This is a genomic window from Phascolarctobacterium succinatutens YIT 12067 (genome assembly GCF_000188175.1).
Taxonomy (GTDB): Bacteria; Bacillota; Negativicutes; order Acidaminococcales; family Acidaminococcaceae; genus Phascolarctobacterium_A; species Phascolarctobacterium_A succinatutens.
Window position 1 is genome coordinate 49,290 of sequence record NZ_GL830907.1, and the last position, 16,662, is coordinate 65,951.

18 protein-coding genes are annotated in these 16,662 nt (G+C 49.7%); all 18 read right to left on the reverse strand.

Going from position 1 to position 16,662, the window contains the following annotated elements; all coding sequences use genetic code 11:
- Positions 1-13: 13 nt before the first annotated feature.
- The gene (gene udp / locus HMPREF9443_RS07135; protein WP_040565236.1) at positions 14-814 is read right to left on the reverse strand and encodes a uridine phosphorylase; all 801 of its coding nucleotides are present in this window, start codon (positions 812-814) and stop codon (positions 14-16) included.
- A 14-nt stretch (positions 815-828) separates the two neighbouring features.
- The gene (locus HMPREF9443_RS07140; protein ID WP_040565237.1) at positions 829-2,052 is read right to left on the reverse strand and encodes a phosphopentomutase; all 1,224 of its coding nucleotides are present in this window, start codon (positions 2,050-2,052) and stop codon (positions 829-831) included.
- 65 nt (positions 2,053-2,117) lie between these two features.
- A complete protein-coding gene (locus HMPREF9443_RS07145; protein WP_009145901.1) occupies positions 2,118-2,756 on the reverse strand; it encodes a lactate utilization protein in 639 nt (212 codons plus the stop codon).
- A gap of 37 nt (positions 2,757-2,793) precedes the next feature.
- Complete coding sequence (gene pyrR / locus HMPREF9443_RS07150) at positions 2,794-3,345, reverse strand: bifunctional pyr operon transcriptional regulator/uracil phosphoribosyltransferase PyrR (RefSeq protein WP_009145902.1); 552 nt, start codon at positions 3,343-3,345, stop codon at positions 2,794-2,796.
- Between the two features lie 69 nt (positions 3,346-3,414).
- Entirely contained in the window at positions 3,415-4,359 is a 945-nt protein-coding gene (locus tag HMPREF9443_RS07155) for an RluA family pseudouridine synthase (RefSeq protein ID WP_009145903.1), read from the reverse strand.
- On the reverse strand, positions 4,317-4,766 hold the full coding sequence (gene lspA, locus HMPREF9443_RS07160) for a signal peptidase II (protein ID WP_009145904.1): 450 nt from the start codon (positions 4,764-4,766) through the stop codon (positions 4,317-4,319). Before lspA ends, HMPREF9443_RS07155 begins: the two co-directional genes overlap by 43 nt.
- Positions 4,767-4,890: 124 nt before the next feature.
- Positions 4,891-6,285 (reverse strand): alanine/glycine:cation symporter family protein, encoded by a 1,395-nt coding sequence (locus HMPREF9443_RS07165; protein ID WP_009145905.1) that lies wholly within the window; start codon positions 6,283-6,285, stop codon positions 4,891-4,893.
- Between the two features lie 238 nt (positions 6,286-6,523).
- On the reverse strand, positions 6,524-7,036 hold the full coding sequence (locus HMPREF9443_RS07170; protein WP_009145906.1) for a cob(I)yrinic acid a,c-diamide adenosyltransferase: 513 nt from the start codon (positions 7,034-7,036) through the stop codon (positions 6,524-6,526).
- 72 nt (positions 7,037-7,108) lie between these two features.
- Positions 7,109-7,522: a nucleoside-diphosphate kinase gene (gene ndk / locus HMPREF9443_RS07175; RefSeq protein WP_009145907.1), complete on the reverse strand. Its 414-nt coding sequence runs from the start codon at positions 7,520-7,522 to the stop codon at positions 7,109-7,111.
- An 80-nt stretch (positions 7,523-7,602) separates the two neighbouring features.
- The gene (htpX, locus tag HMPREF9443_RS07180) at positions 7,603-8,445 is read right to left on the reverse strand and encodes a zinc metalloprotease HtpX (RefSeq protein ID WP_009145908.1); all 843 of its coding nucleotides are present in this window, start codon (positions 8,443-8,445) and stop codon (positions 7,603-7,605) included.
- 96 nt (positions 8,446-8,541) lie between these two features.
- Positions 8,542-8,976, reverse strand: coding sequence for a type II toxin-antitoxin system RatA family toxin (locus tag HMPREF9443_RS07185; protein ID WP_009145909.1), 435 nt, complete (start codon positions 8,974-8,976; stop codon positions 8,542-8,544).
- Positions 8,977-8,990: 14 nt separating this feature from the next.
- Complete coding sequence (locus tag HMPREF9443_RS07190) at positions 8,991-10,238, reverse strand: aminotransferase class III-fold pyridoxal phosphate-dependent enzyme (RefSeq protein ID WP_009145910.1); 1,248 nt, start codon at positions 10,236-10,238, stop codon at positions 8,991-8,993.
- 513 nt (positions 10,239-10,751) lie between these two features.
- Positions 10,752-12,023, reverse strand: coding sequence for a divergent polysaccharide deacetylase family protein (locus HMPREF9443_RS10375; RefSeq protein ID WP_009145911.1), 1,272 nt, complete (start codon positions 12,021-12,023; stop codon positions 10,752-10,754).
- A gap of 14 nt (positions 12,024-12,037) precedes the next feature.
- Positions 12,038-12,931, reverse strand: coding sequence for a site-specific tyrosine recombinase XerD (gene xerD, locus HMPREF9443_RS07200; protein ID WP_009145912.1), 894 nt, complete (start codon positions 12,929-12,931; stop codon positions 12,038-12,040).
- 115 nt (positions 12,932-13,046) lie between these two features.
- Entirely contained in the window at positions 13,047-13,298 is a 252-nt protein-coding gene (gene hfq, locus HMPREF9443_RS07205; RefSeq protein ID WP_009145913.1) for an RNA chaperone Hfq, read from the reverse strand.
- Positions 13,299-13,378: 80 nt separating this feature from the next.
- The gene (gene miaA, locus HMPREF9443_RS07210; RefSeq protein WP_009145914.1) at positions 13,379-14,314 is read right to left on the reverse strand and encodes a tRNA (adenosine(37)-N6)-dimethylallyltransferase MiaA; all 936 of its coding nucleotides are present in this window, start codon (positions 14,312-14,314) and stop codon (positions 13,379-13,381) included.
- Between the two features lie 3 nt (positions 14,315-14,317).
- Complete coding sequence (locus HMPREF9443_RS07215; protein ID WP_009145915.1) at positions 14,318-15,106, reverse strand: class I SAM-dependent methyltransferase; 789 nt, start codon at positions 15,104-15,106, stop codon at positions 14,318-14,320.
- Positions 15,106-16,662 (reverse strand): DNA mismatch repair endonuclease MutL (mutL, locus tag HMPREF9443_RS07220; RefSeq protein WP_040565238.1); only part of this gene is annotated, 1,557 nt, incomplete at its 5' end. The genes mutL and HMPREF9443_RS07215, both read right to left, overlap by 1 nt.

Below are 16,662 nucleotides of genomic sequence, written 5' to 3' on the forward strand. Positions count from 1 at the left end.
TATCACCTACCAATTAATCGGCATCCGCTGCCAACAACAGCTCAACAGCTCCGCGTGTCACCTGCACCATATAGCCGAAGGCACGTTGATAAACATCAGGCGGTGCTACGCTTTCGCTCTGCGTGCGCTTAACTACCACGCCGCAGACAGCACCGGCCTCTAAGCCTAACGCCTGCGAGGTCACGAACAAAGCAGAGGTTTCCATTTCATAGTTCAGCACGCCCAGCGCCTGCCATTCCTGCATCGTCCCACGGAAGCGGCGCGGTACATAGCCGGTGAAGCTGTCGTAACGCTCCTGTCCCGGCCAGAAGGTGTCGCTGGAGGCCGCAATGCCCAAATGATAGAGCGCACCGGCATTCTTGGCTGCCATTACCAGTGCGGTTGTCACCTCAAAGCTGGCAACAGCCGGGAACTCCAACGGCGCATAGTGCTGCGAGGTGCCGTCAAGGCGAACAGCTGCCTTATCAACAATAATATCACCCAGATTAACCTTTTCCTGAATCGTTCCCGTCGTACCGAAGCGGATGAGCTTTTTGATACCCATACGCGCCAGCTCTTCCAGACAAATTGCTACGGAAGGACCGCCCATTCCCGTAGAGCAGACAAGTACCGGAGTATCGCTGATTTTAGTCAGCCAGCTGGTGTATTCGCGATGGCTGGCAATAAAGCTTGCATCACTGCCCAAGGCCTTCGCCAAAGGCTCCACACGTCCGGGGTCACCGGGAAGCACGGCAACAGTTGCGCCCTGCAGTTGCTGTGCCGAAAAACCTACATGGTATAAAATCTCCTCAGGTGCTGCGTAATGTTTGCTCATATTGTCCACCTCTTTCAAAACAAGTCCGCTTTAGTTCCAGTAAGGGTTGGTTCTATTTTCATATAATCGGCAATCGTCTGTCCTATATCGGCAAAGGTCTGCATAGGCTTAAGCTGCTTGCATTCAATGCCTGCTCCCGAAAAGAGTACGGGAATTTTTTCGCGCGTATGGTCCGTGCCGCTCCAGCTGGGGTCATTGCCGTGGTCCGCCGTCATCAGCAGCAAATCGTCCGGATGCAGCAGAGCGGTAATTTCCGGCAATCTGCTGTCGAAATATTCCAGTGCCTCACCATAGCCCTGAATGTCACGGCGATGTCCGTAGGAGGAATCAAAGTCAACAAAATTAGTAAAGACAATGGTATTATCCATAGCATCGGCTACAGCCTGCTTCGTTGCATCTACCAGCTTATCCAGTCCGCCTGCCGCATAATGCTTCGTAATACCGCGATGCGCAAAAATATCGGCAATCTTGCCTACGGCGTAAACGCTGCCGCCGGCTGCAACCATTTTATCAAGCAATGTCGGCTGTGGTGCCGGTACTGCGTAATCGTGACGGTTGGTTGTGCGGGTAAAATCCGCAGCACAGGTGCCGACGAACGGACGCGCTATTACCCGGGCAATATTATACGGCTGCACCAGCTTAAAAGCTAGCTTGCACAAATCATACAAGCGCTCCAGGCCAAAGGCTTCCTCGTGCGCTGCTATCTGCAACACGCTGTCGGCGGAGGTATAAATAATCGGCTTGCCGCTTCTTACATGCTCCTCGCCCATCTCCTTGATGATTTCGGTACCACTGGCATGGCATTCGCCCAGCACTCCCGGCAAATTGCCTTGGCTGATAATTGCATCCACCAGCTCCTGCGGAAAGCATTTCGGCACATCCGGGAAATAGCCCCAGTCAAATTTAACCGGCACACCGCTGATTTCCCAATGTCCGCTCAGTGTATCCTTACCGCGGCTGACCTCCTGCGCATAGGTATAAGCACCGATTGTATGCTCGGCGCCTAAGCCTGCCGGCAACGCTTCGCCGCGGCTCAGCTCGGCAGCTGCCTGCAGTCCGCGCTCAGCCAGATGCGGCAAATGCAACGGCATCGGCGCTTCGCCTGCGTGCCGCGGATTTTTCGCCAGCCAATCGCAGATATGGCCCAAGGTATCTGCACCCTTATCACCATAAGCTTCGGCATCATGGGCATAACCGATACCGAAGGAATCCAACAACAGAATAATAGTACGAGCCATTTTTTCACCTGCTTTCTTAAGCAAAAGGGAGCTGCTAACACCAACGCTAAACAACTCCCCTAAAATCAGAATCCTAAGCTTTCGCCAACTAAAATGATTTTAATGCGTCCCTTATTACGACTGGTACGCGTTATAACAATCTGCGAGCAGATGCAGTCCGCAGAAAGGCAGTCACCGCAAAGGCCAGCTTTATAACAAGGTGTCTGCAGTCCGGCAAACCTTTTGGCATTTATCGGCGCAGCTACATTGCGCGCTCTGTCCATGGCAGCCTCCAAGGAGCCTGTAACCTTGTTCATACCGGCAATAACCAGCACCTGCTTCGGTCCGAAAATCAAAGCGGCGCAACGGTTGCCGTTGCCGTCAATATTTACCAGCTGACCGTCGCTGCTGATGGCATTGCTGCTCATTAAATATGTATCACATAAAAGCGCCTGACGCATCAATTCTGTTTTTTCTTCCGGAGTTGCTGCCGCAGCTCTGTCGATAACCTTATTGCGCTCCTTTACTGCGCTCAAAAGGCCTATTTCATCAATCGTTACAGAACCGCCCCAGGAAACAACATCATCCTGCGGAATCAGCGCCAAAGCCTGCTTAAGCGCTGCCTGCTTATCAGCACAGTAATAAGCATCAAAGCCACGCAACTTCAATTTTTTTACCAAAGTTGCGCCCAAAGCCTCATTGCGCAACATTTCAGCCTGCTGCATAGAATCTCCTCCTGTTCCATTAACAAGCTACGGTCGATTATTCTTCGATATCACCGATTGCTACTTCATCAATGCCGTCTTCCTCTGCCAGGTATACGTTGATAGCTTCCTTGTGGGAGGTAGGAACATTTTTGCCGGCAAAGTCAGCACGAATCGGCAGCTCGCGATGTCCGCGGTCGATAAGCACTGCCAGCTGAATAGCCTTCGGACGGCCCATATCCATAACAGCATCAAGAGCGGCACGGATGGTACGGCCGGTGTACAGCACATCATCAACCAGAATTACGGTTTTGCCGTTCAGATCCAGGGCAATTTCTGTACCGTGTACAATAGGATTATATGCAAGAGTAGACAGGTCATCACGATAAAGAGTGATATCCAGCATTCCTACCGGCAGCTCAACATTCTCTATATCTTTAATTGCTGCTGCCAGACGTTCCGCAATAGGTACACCGCGGGTACGGATACCGACAATAACAACATTGTCTACGCCTTTATTTCTTTCGATAATTTCATGAGAAATACGGACAATTGCACGACGCATAGCCTCTGCATCCATAATAACATTCTTTTTAACAAAATTGCTCATTTGGCTCACCTCTTATTTTTATTCAGGCTTTTTAACCTGCTATCAAGACTGCCCTAAGGCAGAACTCTGCTAATTAAACTGTCCCAGGCGCAGGCGGGTAACAATCTTATGCATATCCTCCGGCAGCGGAGCTTCAAAGCTCAAGCGTTCTCCCGTACGTGGGTGGGTAAATTCCAGTGTCTGCGAATGCAGAGCCTGTCCCTGAATGCTGAAGGGAGTTTTCATCGGAGAATATTTTGGGTCACCAACCAAAGGATAGCCCAGATACTCCATATGTACGCGAATCTGATGCGTGCGTCCCGTTCGCAGGCGGCAGCGCACAATAGTATATTTGCCGAAGCGCTCCAGCACCTCGTATTCGGTAACAGCATCACGTCCGCCTTCTTTGACAACCGCCATTTTCTTACGGTCGTTTTTATCACGGGCGATAAGCGTTTCAATCACGCCGCTGTCTGTCTTTATGTTGCCGCGTACTACAGCAAGATAGGTACGCTGGGCGGTTTTAGCCTGTATCTGCTGCGACAGAGAAAGATGCGCCGCATCATTCTTGGCACAAATCATAATACCGCTGGTATCCTTATCCAGACGGTGCACGATACCCGGGCGGATAACGCCGTTGATACCGGATAAGTTTTTGCAGTGATACAAAAGCGCATTGACCAGCGTTCCGTTTAAATTGCCGGCCGCCGGGTGGACTACCATCCCGCGCGCTTTGTTGACAACAACAACATCCTCATCCTCATAAATAATATCCAGAGGAATATTTTCCGGCTGTACATCCAGAGGCTGCGGCTCAGGCAGAGTAACATCAATTTCGTCACCCAGACGCAGCTTGTAGTTGGATTTCAGCACCTTGCTGCCGCGCACAGCACGGCCCTCCTCCAGCAGCTTCTGCATATTCGAGCGTGTAAGCTCCAGCATTGCCGCCAAGCCTACATCGGCACGCTGTCCGGCCTCTTGTTCAGTTATAATCAATCGTTGCTGCTCAGCAGCTCCGTTTTCAATATGCTCCATATAATCAAACCTACTCCCACACAAATTGCTATATCGGCCACATTAAATATCGGCCAGATACGAAAATCAAAAAAGTCAATTACCACACCGCGTGTAGTGCGGTCAATCAGGTTACCCAAAGCACCGCCGGCAAAAAGCGCTGTTCCCCAGCAGGCCATTACGCCGCTTTTGGCAATCTCACGGCGCATAAACCAGACACCGCCGATTACAGCAACCGCAATCATTACGAACAGCCAACGGCTGCCCTCCAGCATGCCGAAGGCGGCACCACGATTCAGTATAAACGTCCAGTGAAATACATTATTAATCACCGGTACGCTCTCCCCTAACGCAAAATGTGTTACCACATAATACTTTGTTGCCTGGTCCAGCAGAACCACCAGCAAAGCTAACAAACCATAAACCATTTTATTCTCCTATTATCTTGATATGTATATTATAACACACTAAAGACATAAAAATACAGATGACACAAAAACTTAATGAAAAAAAGCCATTGCATATTTCCGCAATGGCTTTCGTAAATACTAATTAATTATTTTCAGTTGCCAGATCTTCACGAATCTCAGCAAGCTGTTTGCGACGGCTGTGAACCTTTTCCCAATGCTCGAAGTACAGCTTGGTTTCTGCAACAACTACCCCGCTCAGGCCCAGCAAAGCAATCAGGTTAGGAATAGCCATCAGACCGTTAACGATATCGGCAATAATCCAAATCATTTCCAGCTTCAGGAATACGCCCAGACCTACCAGAATGATGTAACCGATACGGTAAGGCATGATGCATTTTACGCCGAAGAGATATTCTGCGCAACGCTCGCCGTAATAGCTCCAGCCGATAATAGTGGTGAAGGCGAAGAGTACCAGGCCGCCGGTCAGGACATACTTGGCAACAGCCGGGAAAGCAGAAGCAAAAGCAGCCTCAGTCAGAGCAGCACCGTTCAGGTCGCCGGTCCAGGCACCGCTGACGATGATGGACAGGCCGGTCATGGTGCAGATAATGATGGTATCGATAAAGGTACCGGTCATAGAAACAAGGCCCTGTTCTGCAGGCCATTTGGTTTTCGCTGCAGCTGCTACGATAGGAGCAGAGCCCAAGCCGGATTCGTTGGAATAAATACCGCGGGCGATACCGCTGCGCATTGCCAGCATAATTCCGGCACCGGCAAAGCCGCCTGCTGCCGCAGTACCGTTGAAGGCACCGTCGATAACCAGCTTAATTGCTGCCGGAAGAGCATCAGCATAAAATAGCAGCACAGAAACGGTTACGATAACATAAACAGCAGCCATGAAAGGAACAATCTTGCTTGCTACGTTAGCAATGGATTGCAGACCGCCGATAATAACAACAGCAACAAGAACAGTCAGGATTGCTGCTACAACGTATTCGGAAACGCCAAAGGATACATTAACAATAGAGGTGATTGCATTTACCTGAGTAAAGGTACCGCTGCCCAAGCAGGCAGTCATAACACCGAAGATAGAGAACATTACAGCCAAAGGCTTAAATTTTTTGCCCAAGCCCTGTTCGATATAGTACATCGGACCGCCGGAAGCGTTACCGTTTTCATCATAGGTACGATACTTAACAGCCAGCACGCCTTCGGAATATTTGGTTGCCATACCGAAGAAAGCAGCGAGCCACATCCACAGCAGAGCACCAGGACCACCGAGCTTAATTGCCGTTGCTACGCCAACGATATTACCGGTGCCGACAGTTGCGGCCAAAGCAGTGCACAAAGCCTGAAAGCTGCTTACATCACCTTCGCCCTTGCTGCGGGCGGTAAAAATCAGCTGCAAGGCTTTAGGCAGCTTCATAACCTGAAGCAGACCAAGACGGACGCTCATTAAAATGCCTGTGCCCATAAGCAGCATCATCAAAGGCGGGCCCCAAATGAAGCCATCAATAGAATTCAAAATCTCCAACATAAAAAAATTCCCCCCAGTAAAAATTTAAAACACGTTTACAATTTAAGGCTTTTTCCCGAAGCCCATGTATAGTATTGTATCACATCAATATATAGTGTACAATACTTCACACGATTGTATACACGTATTCTTCTTAACGGCAGGGAATAGTGTGACAAATCACTGCATGCAAAGCAAAAAGCCTCCGTCTGCGGCCAAGGGCCACAGGCAGAAGCTTCTATTCCTTAATCAGCAATGCTTATTTTACTTCGCATTCTACACGTGCCAGAATAAAGCACAAATCAGACAAACGGTTCAGGCAAACCAGAACATTGGGGTTAACCGGTTCGTTTTCAGCCAGACGCAGCAGGCAACGCTCGGCACGACGGGTAGTAGTGCGTGCGATGTCCAGTGCGGCAGCACCTACAGTATCGCCGGGGATAATAAAATGGCCCAGCGGCTGCAGCAGAGAATCAAACTTGTCGATTATATCTTCAAACAGCTTAACGTGTTCTTCTTTGATGTAAGGTTCGGGCAGGTTGAGGCTGGCAATGTCAGCCATCACAGACATGAGCAGCTTTTGTACATTGAAAATGGTTTCACGCACATCCTCACGCGTAACCTGAGCACGTGCCAAACCTAATGCCGAGGAAATTTCATCCACAGTACCATAGGCTTCTACACGCAGGCTTTGCTTGGGAACGCGTTCTCCGGTGTACAAACCTGTAGTTCCTTTGTCACCGGTTCTGGTATAAACAGCAGCTTTCTTCATTTCTGCACCATCCTTTCCGTGAGAGTGTACCCCCTCTCAGTCAGCTCATGGCCGCCGAAAGGCTAAAGTTAATTAGTAAATTTCTTCCGGAGCGAAGAAGTTGTTGATTTCGCGTTCAGCAGCTTCCGGGCTGTCGGAACCGTGAACAATGTTTTCACCGATGCTCAGAGCGAAGTCGCCGCGGATAGAACCGGGAACTGCTTCGATCGGGTTGGTAGCACCGTTCAGTTGACGAACAGCTTTGATAGCGTTTTCGCCGCGGATTACAGCGCAAACCAGCGGAGCGGAGGTAATGAAGTCAACCAGTTCGCCGAAGAAGGGTTTGCCTTCATGCTCAGCATAGTGGAATTTAGCTTGAGCTTCGGTAACTTTAACCAGTTTCAGAGCTGCAACTTGCAGGCCTTTGTGTTCGAAACGAGCGATGATATCGCCGATCAGATTTTTCTTAACTCCATCAGGTTTTACGAGTACGAGTGTTTGTTCCATTTGTAAATCTCTCCTTAAAGTGTAATTAAATTTTTATACTAACCCAGTCACCGATGTGACTTAGAGGTATAGTTGAATTATTAACGGATACCCATTTTTCTTGCCTGCTCACGCAGCAGCTGAACTCTTTCCTCAGTTGCGGGGTGAGTACTGAAAAGCTGCTTGGCATCAACACCGGCAAAGGGGTTGATAATAAACATATGCGCAGTTGCTTCGGTAGCACCGGGCATTACACGACGCTCCGCATAGGCTTCAATCTTCAGCAGGGCATCAGCCAGAGCATTTGGATTGCCGCAAAGCTCACCGCCGGATTTATCTGCCATATATTCGCGGGAACGGGATACTGCCATCTGAATCAGCATAGCTGCTAGAGGCGCCAAAATCATAACCAGAATAGAAGCGATAGGATTACGGCTTTCGCCATCCTCATCACGTCCGCCGCCAAAGAACATACCCCATTGGGCAATCGTGGAAATAGCACCTGCCATAGAAGCGGCAATAGTACTTACCAAAATATCATGATGCATAATGTGACTCAGCTCATGACCCAAAACACCGGCCAACTCTTCCTTGGTCAGCATATCTGCCAGCGCAGTATTTACCGCAACGGCAGCATGCTCCGGATTTCTGCCGGTAGCAAAAGCGTTAGGCACCGGACTATTGATAATATAAACATTCGGCATAGGAATATTGGCTTTTTTAGCCAGCTTTTCTACTATTCCGTACAGCTCCGGCGCACTGTTGCGGTCAACCTGTTGTGCATCATAGTGTGCCAGAACCATCTTATCGCTGTTCCAATAAGCAAAGAAGTTCATTGCCACGCCTACAAAAAGCATTACGGTCATGCCGCGCAGACCACCGAAGAAGTCGCCCAGGAGCATCAGCAGCGCTGTCATTAACGCCATTAAAAACGCTGTTTTCATCTAAGTAATTTCCTCCTCATAAAAGACCTGCACTGTAAACAGGTACAGGCATTAATAGAATACATTTTCAACATATCTATTATAACAAGTAATTACTTATTTTTCAATTTGGGCCTTGATAGAGTTTAACATATTTTCACTGTTTTCACGAACTTTTTTCTTAAGAATAGGATTCAGGAGGCCGGCAATCATCGGAATACCGAACTCAAAATCAACTGCCAGCGTTACCTCGCAGCCGTCAGCCTGCGGTGTAATCAGCCAGGAGCCTTCCATTTTCTTTAAATCACCCTCGGTCTGAGCATAGGTAATTTTCAGCTCCTCAGGATAGAATGTATCGCGCTCGGTCCAGACGATTTTGCGTCCGTCAACATTACTTACCCAATGAGAAACAGTATAATTCTCACCGCGCTCCAAAATTTCTACGCTTACCAGGTCATGCATAAAATTAGGGTAAGCAGCCATATCCTTGATAATATCATAAATTTTTGCACCATCGCCCTTGATGGTGGTTTTGCTCTCTACATAAGGCATAATCTTATCTCCTCTTATAAATCTTCAATAACATCCGCAGTTTCCTTAACAGCACCTCTGAAAGCCTCCAGAACATGGTCGATAACCTCTTTAGGCATAATCAGCGGCGGCTCCATACGGATAACCTTAGGATTGTTCAAGGTATAAGCAACAATAATGTGCTGGTTAATCATCAGGCTCATCAGCATACCGCCGGCACCCTCTTTGGTCAGCTCAATGCCGATCATCATACCTCGACCGCGTACTTCCTTGATAACGGAAGGATATTCCGCAGCGATAGCCTCCAGACCAGCCTTCAGATAAGCACCTGCCTCACGTCCGCGACGCAGCATATCCTCTTCCTTGATAGCCTTGATGGCTGCTACACCGGCAGCGCAGGCCAGCTGGTTACCGCCAAAGGTAGAGGTGTGCAGGAACGGTGCTTCAATAAGACCGGCCCAGGCACGCGGAGTACCGATAATCGCACCTATGGGCATTACACCGCCGCCCAAAGCCTTAGCGCATGCCATCATGTCGGGAGTAACACCGTCATAATTAACGCCGAACCATTCGCCGGTACGGCCGATACCGGTCTGTACCTCGTCGGCAATCAGCAGAGCACCCTTCTTCTCGCAAATTTCCTTCACCTCACGCAGGTAACCTGCAGGCGGAACAATAATGCCGCCCTCGCCCTGAACAGGCTCCAGAATAACGGCAGCGGTATCTTCATCAACAGCAGCATCAACAGCTGCGGCGTCTCCGTATTCTACATGAGTAAAGCCATCCAGCAGCGGTTTAAACGGCTCGCGATACATATCACGGCCGGTAGCAGTTAAGCTGCCAAAAGTTTTGCCGTGAAAAGCATTCTTTGCAGCAACGAACTTTTTGCGTTTTGTTGCCAGACGTGCTACCTTCAGACAGCCTTCAACGGATTCGGTACCGCTATTGACAAAAAAGCTGTACTGCAGCTCACCGGGAGTAATCTCGGCCAATGCCTCCGCCAAATCAGCCATCGGACGGTTGAACAGCACCTTGCCGCACATCGGCATAGCATGCAGCTCTTTTTCCACAGCCTCAACAACCTTCGGATGACGATGGCCTAAAGCAAACATACCGTAACCGCCCAGGCAGTCAATAAACTCCTGACCTTCGCTGTCGGTAATAGTCCAGCCCTCAGCATGGCCTTCAATGCTTGCCAGGCCCATGAAGCGGAACAGCTTTGCCTGAGCGGGATTGATATACTTTTCATATTTACCGATTGTTTCTTCTACATAATTAGACATTTTCTTACCTCGATTCAGTTTATGTAAATTAGAGTTTTGCAAACAGCAGAAAACTTTTTCTTAATAATTACAACTCTTGAACAACACACCAGAGCAAGCAACTAAATATATCGTGCAGCGAATAAAAATTTTAGCAAATGAGTGTCCGGAACCATATGCGGGCGCATCCAAGAAGCGAGTCCGCTGGACGAAGCTGATTGGCTCATGCGCGCCATGCGATAGTGTCCCAAGAAGCAAGCTCGAAGAGCGAGGCTGATTGGTCTGACACGAACCGCTAAACGACGCAACTGTTTGAGCGCTACACCGCACTCATATTGCAAAAACTCTAAGCTTTGCGCGAGTTTTTGCGACGCTTCGTTCTGGTTCCACACGAAATTTGCGTTGTGCCCTGTGGGCACGGGAAAATTTTTTCTGAGCGGAACGATATGTTGGTTGCGCAGTTATCAGGCGCAAACCTTTCTTGCCAACTTCTTTCAGTTATGAAAGAAGCCGAATCTAACTCCAAATCTAAATTTAATACAGCAGTTCCGTCACCGGCACAAAGGTTATCCCCGTCCGCTTAAACTCCGCCGCATACATCTCCCAACATTTGGCAGTATTCGGTCTGGCATGACAGATAGCAATAACGCTGCCATTCTTTTCCGCCATAGCGAAAGCCTTATATATCTGCTGACGAATCGCCTGCACGTCAGAGCTGTTATCCAAAAAGATATCATTGCGGGCAGTAGAAACATCCAGCTGCTGCGCCATATTGCGTGCTACCGACGCAGAATTTGTACGGCTGTCCACAAAGAAGAGCTTCTGACGACGCAGCTCCTGCAAAACAACTCTCATAGTATCCTTATCTGCAGTCGCCTTCGAGCCCTGGTGATTATTTACACCCATCACTCCCGGCAGACTGTTAAGCGCACGCCGCGTCAGGGACAGCTTCTCCGCCGCAGACAAATCCGTACGGATAGTAGCAGCGCCCTCGCTCATAGCACTGCGGTCAATAGGCTCCATCGGCAAGTGCAGCATCGGCACACGCCCCTTAGCCTTCACCATCTCCAGAACATCGCTGCTGTACTGCTTATACGGCAATATCGCATAGCTGAACGGCAGCCCGGTATTCAGCAGCTTGCGCACCGGCGCCATATCATAACCGCAGTCATCAATAACGATGGCTACTTTTCCTCTGAATTGCCTGACGGTCCCCTGCTGCTCCTCTTCTGCCTTTTGCTCCGGTAAATCCTTAACATCCTTATCCTGCTTGGTCAGGTTAATGTTATGGAAGAAAATCACAGTATCCGTTACAAAGCTCTTGCTGCCTGCACCGGCCTTAACCTTAATACCAATTTCAGCCTTATAGGCATCCCATTTTTTATATTTGGCAGGCTTGCCGCTGATATAAACCAGTCCGGCCTGCTCAGCCTTTGTCTGCAGCCAGTCGCAGGCACCGGCAAGGCTTGTACCGGAAGGTACGCCAACTGCCAGCTCACGCTGGTTAATCTGCACTTTGGCACCGGATTCTTCAACCTCAACATCCTTTTTGCCATGATCATTTTCAATCAGCTGCCAATTATTTTTCTGCAGCAAAATATTATCCAACAATCGTTGTGCTTCTATAGATTCATCCAGCAGACTTACCGTCTGCGGCTCGTCACCCTTCTTGTCCAAAACATCCTTCTTGCTGTTGCTGGTGGCATAAAAAAGTCCGCAGCCAATGGCAACAATCGCAATAACCGCTGTTAAAATCAGCACAGCATATTTACTGCCGGAGGATTTTTTCTTGCTCGCTTTTGTCATAGGTGTTCTCCTTTCTAAGCCCGTGGGTGCGTTTTATCGTACACCTCGCGCAAACGCTCCACATCAAGATGCGTATATATCTGCGTGGTGGAAATATCTGCATGTCCCAAAAGCTCCTGCACTATGCGCAGGTCGGTGCCGTTATTTAAAAGATGCGTCGCAAAGGAATGACGCAGCATATGCGGTGTAACGCGCTTGCTGATGCCTGCGCTCTTGCCGTATGCCACAATAATTTCGTAAAAACGCTCCCTTGTCATCGGCCCGCCCCAACCGGTTACAAAAAGCTCTGCAGCCGTATCAGGCTTGCCATGCAGAAGCTGCGGGCGTACCACAGACAAATAATGCTCCAGATAATGCAGCGCAGTACGGCCTAACGGCAACATACGCTCCTTGGAGCCCTTGCCCATAACAATGACATACTGCATCTTCATATCAACATTTTTCACCGGCACATTTACCAGCTCAGACACACGCATGCCGGTAGCATATAAAAGCTCCAGCATTGTCTTGTCGCGATAACCGTCCAAGGTTCCCAAATTAGGCTCATCCAAAAGCCTTTCGACCTCCTGAACGCTCAGCACCTTCGGCAAATGCAGTCCTCTGCTCGCCGCCTCCAGCACCTCGGCAGGATTGCGTCGGATATAACGCTCTGCCGTAAGAAAACGGTAAAACGCCTTAATCGAAGCCAGCTTGCGTGCCACCGTCGAGGCAGCGCGGCCCTCCTGCTTCAACCGCACAAGATAGGCAATCAGCTGCTGTCGCGAAACCTGCAGCAGCTCCTCATCTGCCTTCAGCTGCAGGCTTTTCATCAGCAGGCGCAAATCACGCATATACGCCAGCTGTGTATTTTTTGCCAGTCCCAGCTCTACCGTCAGATATTCCTGAAACAAGGCCAGATAGTCAAACATAAAAACCTGCCTCCATACCGCAAATTCGCCGCTTGTAAATTTTGCCGGATGCAATCTCTTTCAGAAAAAGAAAAACAACGCTTATGCGCCGTTTTTCTTTATAATCATAACTTTATTAATATTCTTTTTTCTCAGGCTGCATAATAGTAATATTAGTTGCCGGAGAAATAGTGGAAATAGCATGCTTGTAAACAAGCTGCTGTTTGCCTTCGTTTTCAATAATAACAGTAAAGTTGTCAAAACCTCTTACTAAGCCACGGATTTGGAAACCGTTCATCAGATAGATGATAACACCCAGGTTTTCCTTGCGAACATGGTTTAAAAAGCTGTCTTGCAAATTCATTGCGGGTTTTACTGAAGTAATCATTAAAAGCCCCTCCTACTCATTTTCGTTATCTCCGGAAGCACAGATTCCTAAAAACCTACACTCCTCTTTATACTTATATTTTACACCGAAATACCACTTTCTACAAGTATTTCGGAAATTTCTGCCACTGCCTGCTTATAATCAGGCTCTTCATCCAAATGCAGCCAGTGAATATACGGCATTTTTTTATACCAGGTAATCTGCCGCTTGGCAAAGTTACGCGTTGCCTGCTTCAGCTTGTCTACGGCAGCCGCGTAATCCATACTGCCGTTAAGATACCATACCATCTGTCTGTAGCCGATGCTCTGCATCGACTGGCACTCGGGCGCTACGCCCTGCTCCAGCAGACTGCGCACCTCCTGCTCCAGACCGGCCTCCAGCATCAAATCCACACGCCTGTTGATGCGCTCGTACAGCGCCTGACGCTCCATCTCCAAACCGATAACTACGGCATCATAAGGACTTTCCTGCGCCCCGTACTGGTTGACAGCCTCGCCCTGCATAGCAGATTCCAGCGCACGGATAACGCGGCGCACATTATTGGGATGAATGCGCTCCGCCTCATGCGGCGCCAGCTCCTGCAGACGCGCATGCAGCGCCAACGCGCCTTTTTCCTGTGCCTCGGCCTCCAGCCTGCGGCGCAGATCGCTGTCCTCATCCGCATTGTTAAAGGCATAATCCTCGAGCAGCGCTTTGATGTACAAACCTGTACCGCCGGCAATTATCGGCAGATGTCCGCGCGCATTGATTTCCGTAATCAGCGCAGACGCACGCTCCTTAAAATCCACAACGCTGAAGGATGCGTCCGGCGGCAGAATATCCACCAGATGATGCGGTACGGCAGCTAGTTCCTCAGCAGTTGGCTTGGCAGTACCGATATTCATATTTTTATAAACCAGCATTGAATCACCGGAAATTATTTCGCCCTGAAACTGCTTGGCAATCTCAATAGCGCAATGACTTTTTCCGGTTGCTGTCGCTCCTAAAATAACAACTACCTTGGGTTTTTGCAACATAAATCACCTTTTTATTATTCCGTACTTAATCCTGCTGTATTTTCCGCCGATAAATTCCTCGCAACCATACTCGCGCAGAATATATTCGCTGCGCTCTTTGATAACCACGCGCGGTGCTACACGCAATGCCAGCTGCAGCGTTTCTGCCGACAGCGCTTCCTCGTAGGAAAGCGGACGCAATGCTTCCATGCCCTTGGCACCGTTGACAGGATGGCGGAACATCGGATCGAAATAAACAACGTCAAAGCTGTCCGGTGCACACTGCGTCAGATAATCCTCCGCCAGCGCCTGCACCGGCTGAATCCGGCGCAATGCCGCCGTCAGGTCAGCATCCTCGGCAACATAATTTTTAAGGCCATAGCTCACGGCAAAATACAGCAGCGGTGAAGCCTCCAACCCCACAACCGTTCCATCCTCACCGACAGCATAGGAGCTGATGGCGGCATCCGCCGCCAGGCCCAGCGTAGCATCCAGCACTCTTTTCCCCGGACGCAGGTCCAACGCCGTCAGCAAATGCTCCGTCGCGCTACGTTTCAGCTGCTGCAGACGCAGCACCGCCATACCAGGATGATAGGCAAAGCTGCCTGCGGCACTGTGAATACGCGGACCGTCCTTTTCGCCCACAACCAGCGCCGCCAAGTCATGTTGCGCCATAAGCTCGTCTACGCCCATATTGTGCGGACGCTCCACATAAAGTGCGCCCAGCTGCTCCGCCCAGGCCCTAGCCTGAGCTGCAGCGGCGCTGCCTGTAGCATTTCTGGCCGTTGTTACGCCAATTTTGCCTGTAAGCATTAAAAGCCCGTCCTTTTAAACATTTTATACAGCTGATTGCTGTCAATTTCAATCATGCAAGGTCTGCCGTGTGGGCAGGTAAAGGGATGCGTAGTATTGCACAAATCAATAATCAGCTGACGCATCTGCCGCATATTCAGCAGCTGTCCTGCCTTAATCGCTGCCTTGCAGGCAGTCATGTGCAGCACCTCCTGCCGCAAATCACTGCCGTTGACATTACGCATTTCCCGCAGCATTTTGCTGATAGCGTTGATAAAATCCTCAGCAGAATCTGCCTTGATATCCGCCGGCAAACTGCTCACGCGCAGCAAGCTTTCGCCGGCGCTGGCAGCATCCACACCCAAAGCCAGAAATTCATCCCTGTGCTCCTCAATCAACGCAATATCATCGGCAGCCATATCCACATACAACGGCATCAAAAGCTGCTGCGACGGAATCTGCTCATGCGAAGCCACAAGCTTGTCATAAAGAATGCGCTCATGGGCAGCATGCTGATCAATAAGATAAAGCGTTGTTTCGCTTTGGGCAATAATAAATGTTTTATCAACCTGACCAATCGGCCAGATAGTATCCATACCGCTGTCGGTATCGGTAAAAGCAATAGTTTCCCTGTCAGCCGCAGGTGCAGCCTCCGCCGGCTGCGGCTTAGCAAATTCGCTGCGCGCCTCATGCACCTCCAGCACAGGCTCCTGATATCCCTTGCTGTAAGAAACTGTTGCGGCGGTTTGAGTGAAATCATCAAACGGCTGCCACATTGTCTGCTGCTCTCCCTGCTCTTTTTTTACAGCAGGCACAGGCTGTTCAGGCACCAGTAAACTTTCGGAAGCAGTTGCAAGCTGCGCATCTTCCTTGCGCTCCGGCGTTTTAAAAATCGGCTCTGCACCGCTCTTGAACACAGGCTGCGGCGCCTGATACGCCGGCTTAGGCTGGGGTGCAGGTGTAACCGGAGTTGAAATAGATTGTGGCTTCACAAACACATTCAGCTCTGAATCCGGCAGCAGCGTTACCTGCGTCTTTTTGGCGCTCATCGGCTTCGTCAGCGCATCGGTCAGCGCCTTATACATAGCCTTGTAAATAAGACTATCATCACTGAATTTGATTTCGCTCTTCTGCGGATGCACGTTAACATCAACACTGGCTGTATCAACCTTTAAATTGATGACAGCAAAGGGAAAGCCGCTTTTGGGAATCTGCGACTGGTATGCATGGTCCATAGCCTTGGAAAGCATCTTGCTGCCGATGCAGCGGCCGTTAACGAAGAACGTCTGCCACTGGCGTGTTCCCTTCAACAGCGTAGGCTTGCCGATAAAGCCGCTAATTCTTACCTTAGGATCGTTCAGCGATACCTCCAAAAGGTTTTCAGCAACATTCTTGCCGTACAGTGCTCTGATAGCATGCTCTAAATCTCCGTCACCGGGAGTACTGAGCACCTCTTTATCATTGTTCACCAGCTTAAAACGCACATCAGGACGCGAGAGCGCCAGCCTTGTCAACAGCTCGCTGATATAACGTCCCTCGGTGCTCACGGTTTTCAGGAATTTACGGCGTGCAGGCAC

Coding starts and splice junctions, on each gene's coding strand:
- udp (WP_040565236.1), bottom strand. CDS start 814: ATGAGCAAACATTACGCAGCACCTGAGGAGATTTTATACCATGTAGGT.
- HMPREF9443_RS07140 (WP_040565237.1), bottom strand. CDS start 2,052: ATGGCTCGTACTATTATTCTGTTGTTGGATTCCTTCGGTATCGGTTAT.
- HMPREF9443_RS07145 (WP_009145901.1), bottom strand. CDS start 2,756: ATGCAGCAGGCTGAAATGTTGCGCAATGAGGCTTTGGGCGCAACTTTG.
- pyrR (WP_009145902.1), bottom strand. CDS start 3,345: ATGAGCAATTTTGTTAAAAAGAATGTTATTATGGATGCAGAGGCTATG.
- HMPREF9443_RS07155 (WP_009145903.1), bottom strand. CDS start 4,359: ATGGAGCATATTGAAAACGGAGCTGCTGAGCAGCAACGATTGATTATA.
- lspA (WP_009145904.1), bottom strand. CDS start 4,766: ATGGTTTATGGTTTGTTAGCTTTGCTGGTGGTTCTGCTGGACCAGGCA.
- HMPREF9443_RS07165 (WP_009145905.1), bottom strand. CDS start 6,285: ATGTTGGAGATTTTGAATTCTATTGATGGCTTCATTTGGGGCCCGCCT.
- HMPREF9443_RS07170 (WP_009145906.1), bottom strand. CDS start 7,036: ATGAAGAAAGCTGCTGTTTATACCAGAACCGGTGACAAAGGAACTACA.
- ndk (WP_009145907.1), bottom strand. CDS start 7,522: ATGGAACAAACACTCGTACTCGTAAAACCTGATGGAGTTAAGAAAAAT.
- htpX (WP_009145908.1), bottom strand. CDS start 8,445: ATGAAAACAGCGTTTTTAATGGCGTTAATGACAGCGCTGCTGATGCTC.
- HMPREF9443_RS07185 (WP_009145909.1), bottom strand. CDS start 8,976: ATGCCTTATGTAGAGAGCAAAACCACCATCAAGGGCGATGGTGCAAAA.
- HMPREF9443_RS07190 (WP_009145910.1), bottom strand. CDS start 10,238: ATGTCTAATTATGTAGAAGAAACAATCGGTAAATATGAAAAGTATATC.
- HMPREF9443_RS10375 (WP_009145911.1), bottom strand. CDS start 12,023: ATGACAAAAGCGAGCAAGAAAAAATCCTCCGGCAGTAAATATGCTGTG.
- xerD (WP_009145912.1), bottom strand. CDS start 12,931: ATGTTTGACTATCTGGCCTTGTTTCAGGAATATCTGACGGTAGAGCTG.
- hfq (WP_009145913.1), bottom strand. CDS start 13,298: ATGATTACTTCAGTAAAACCCGCAATGAATTTGCAAGACAGCTTTTTA.
- miaA (WP_009145914.1), bottom strand. CDS start 14,314: ATGTTGCAAAAACCCAAGGTAGTTGTTATTTTAGGAGCGACAGCAACC.
- HMPREF9443_RS07215 (WP_009145915.1), bottom strand. CDS start 15,106: ATGCTTACAGGCAAAATTGGCGTAACAACGGCCAGAAATGCTACAGGC.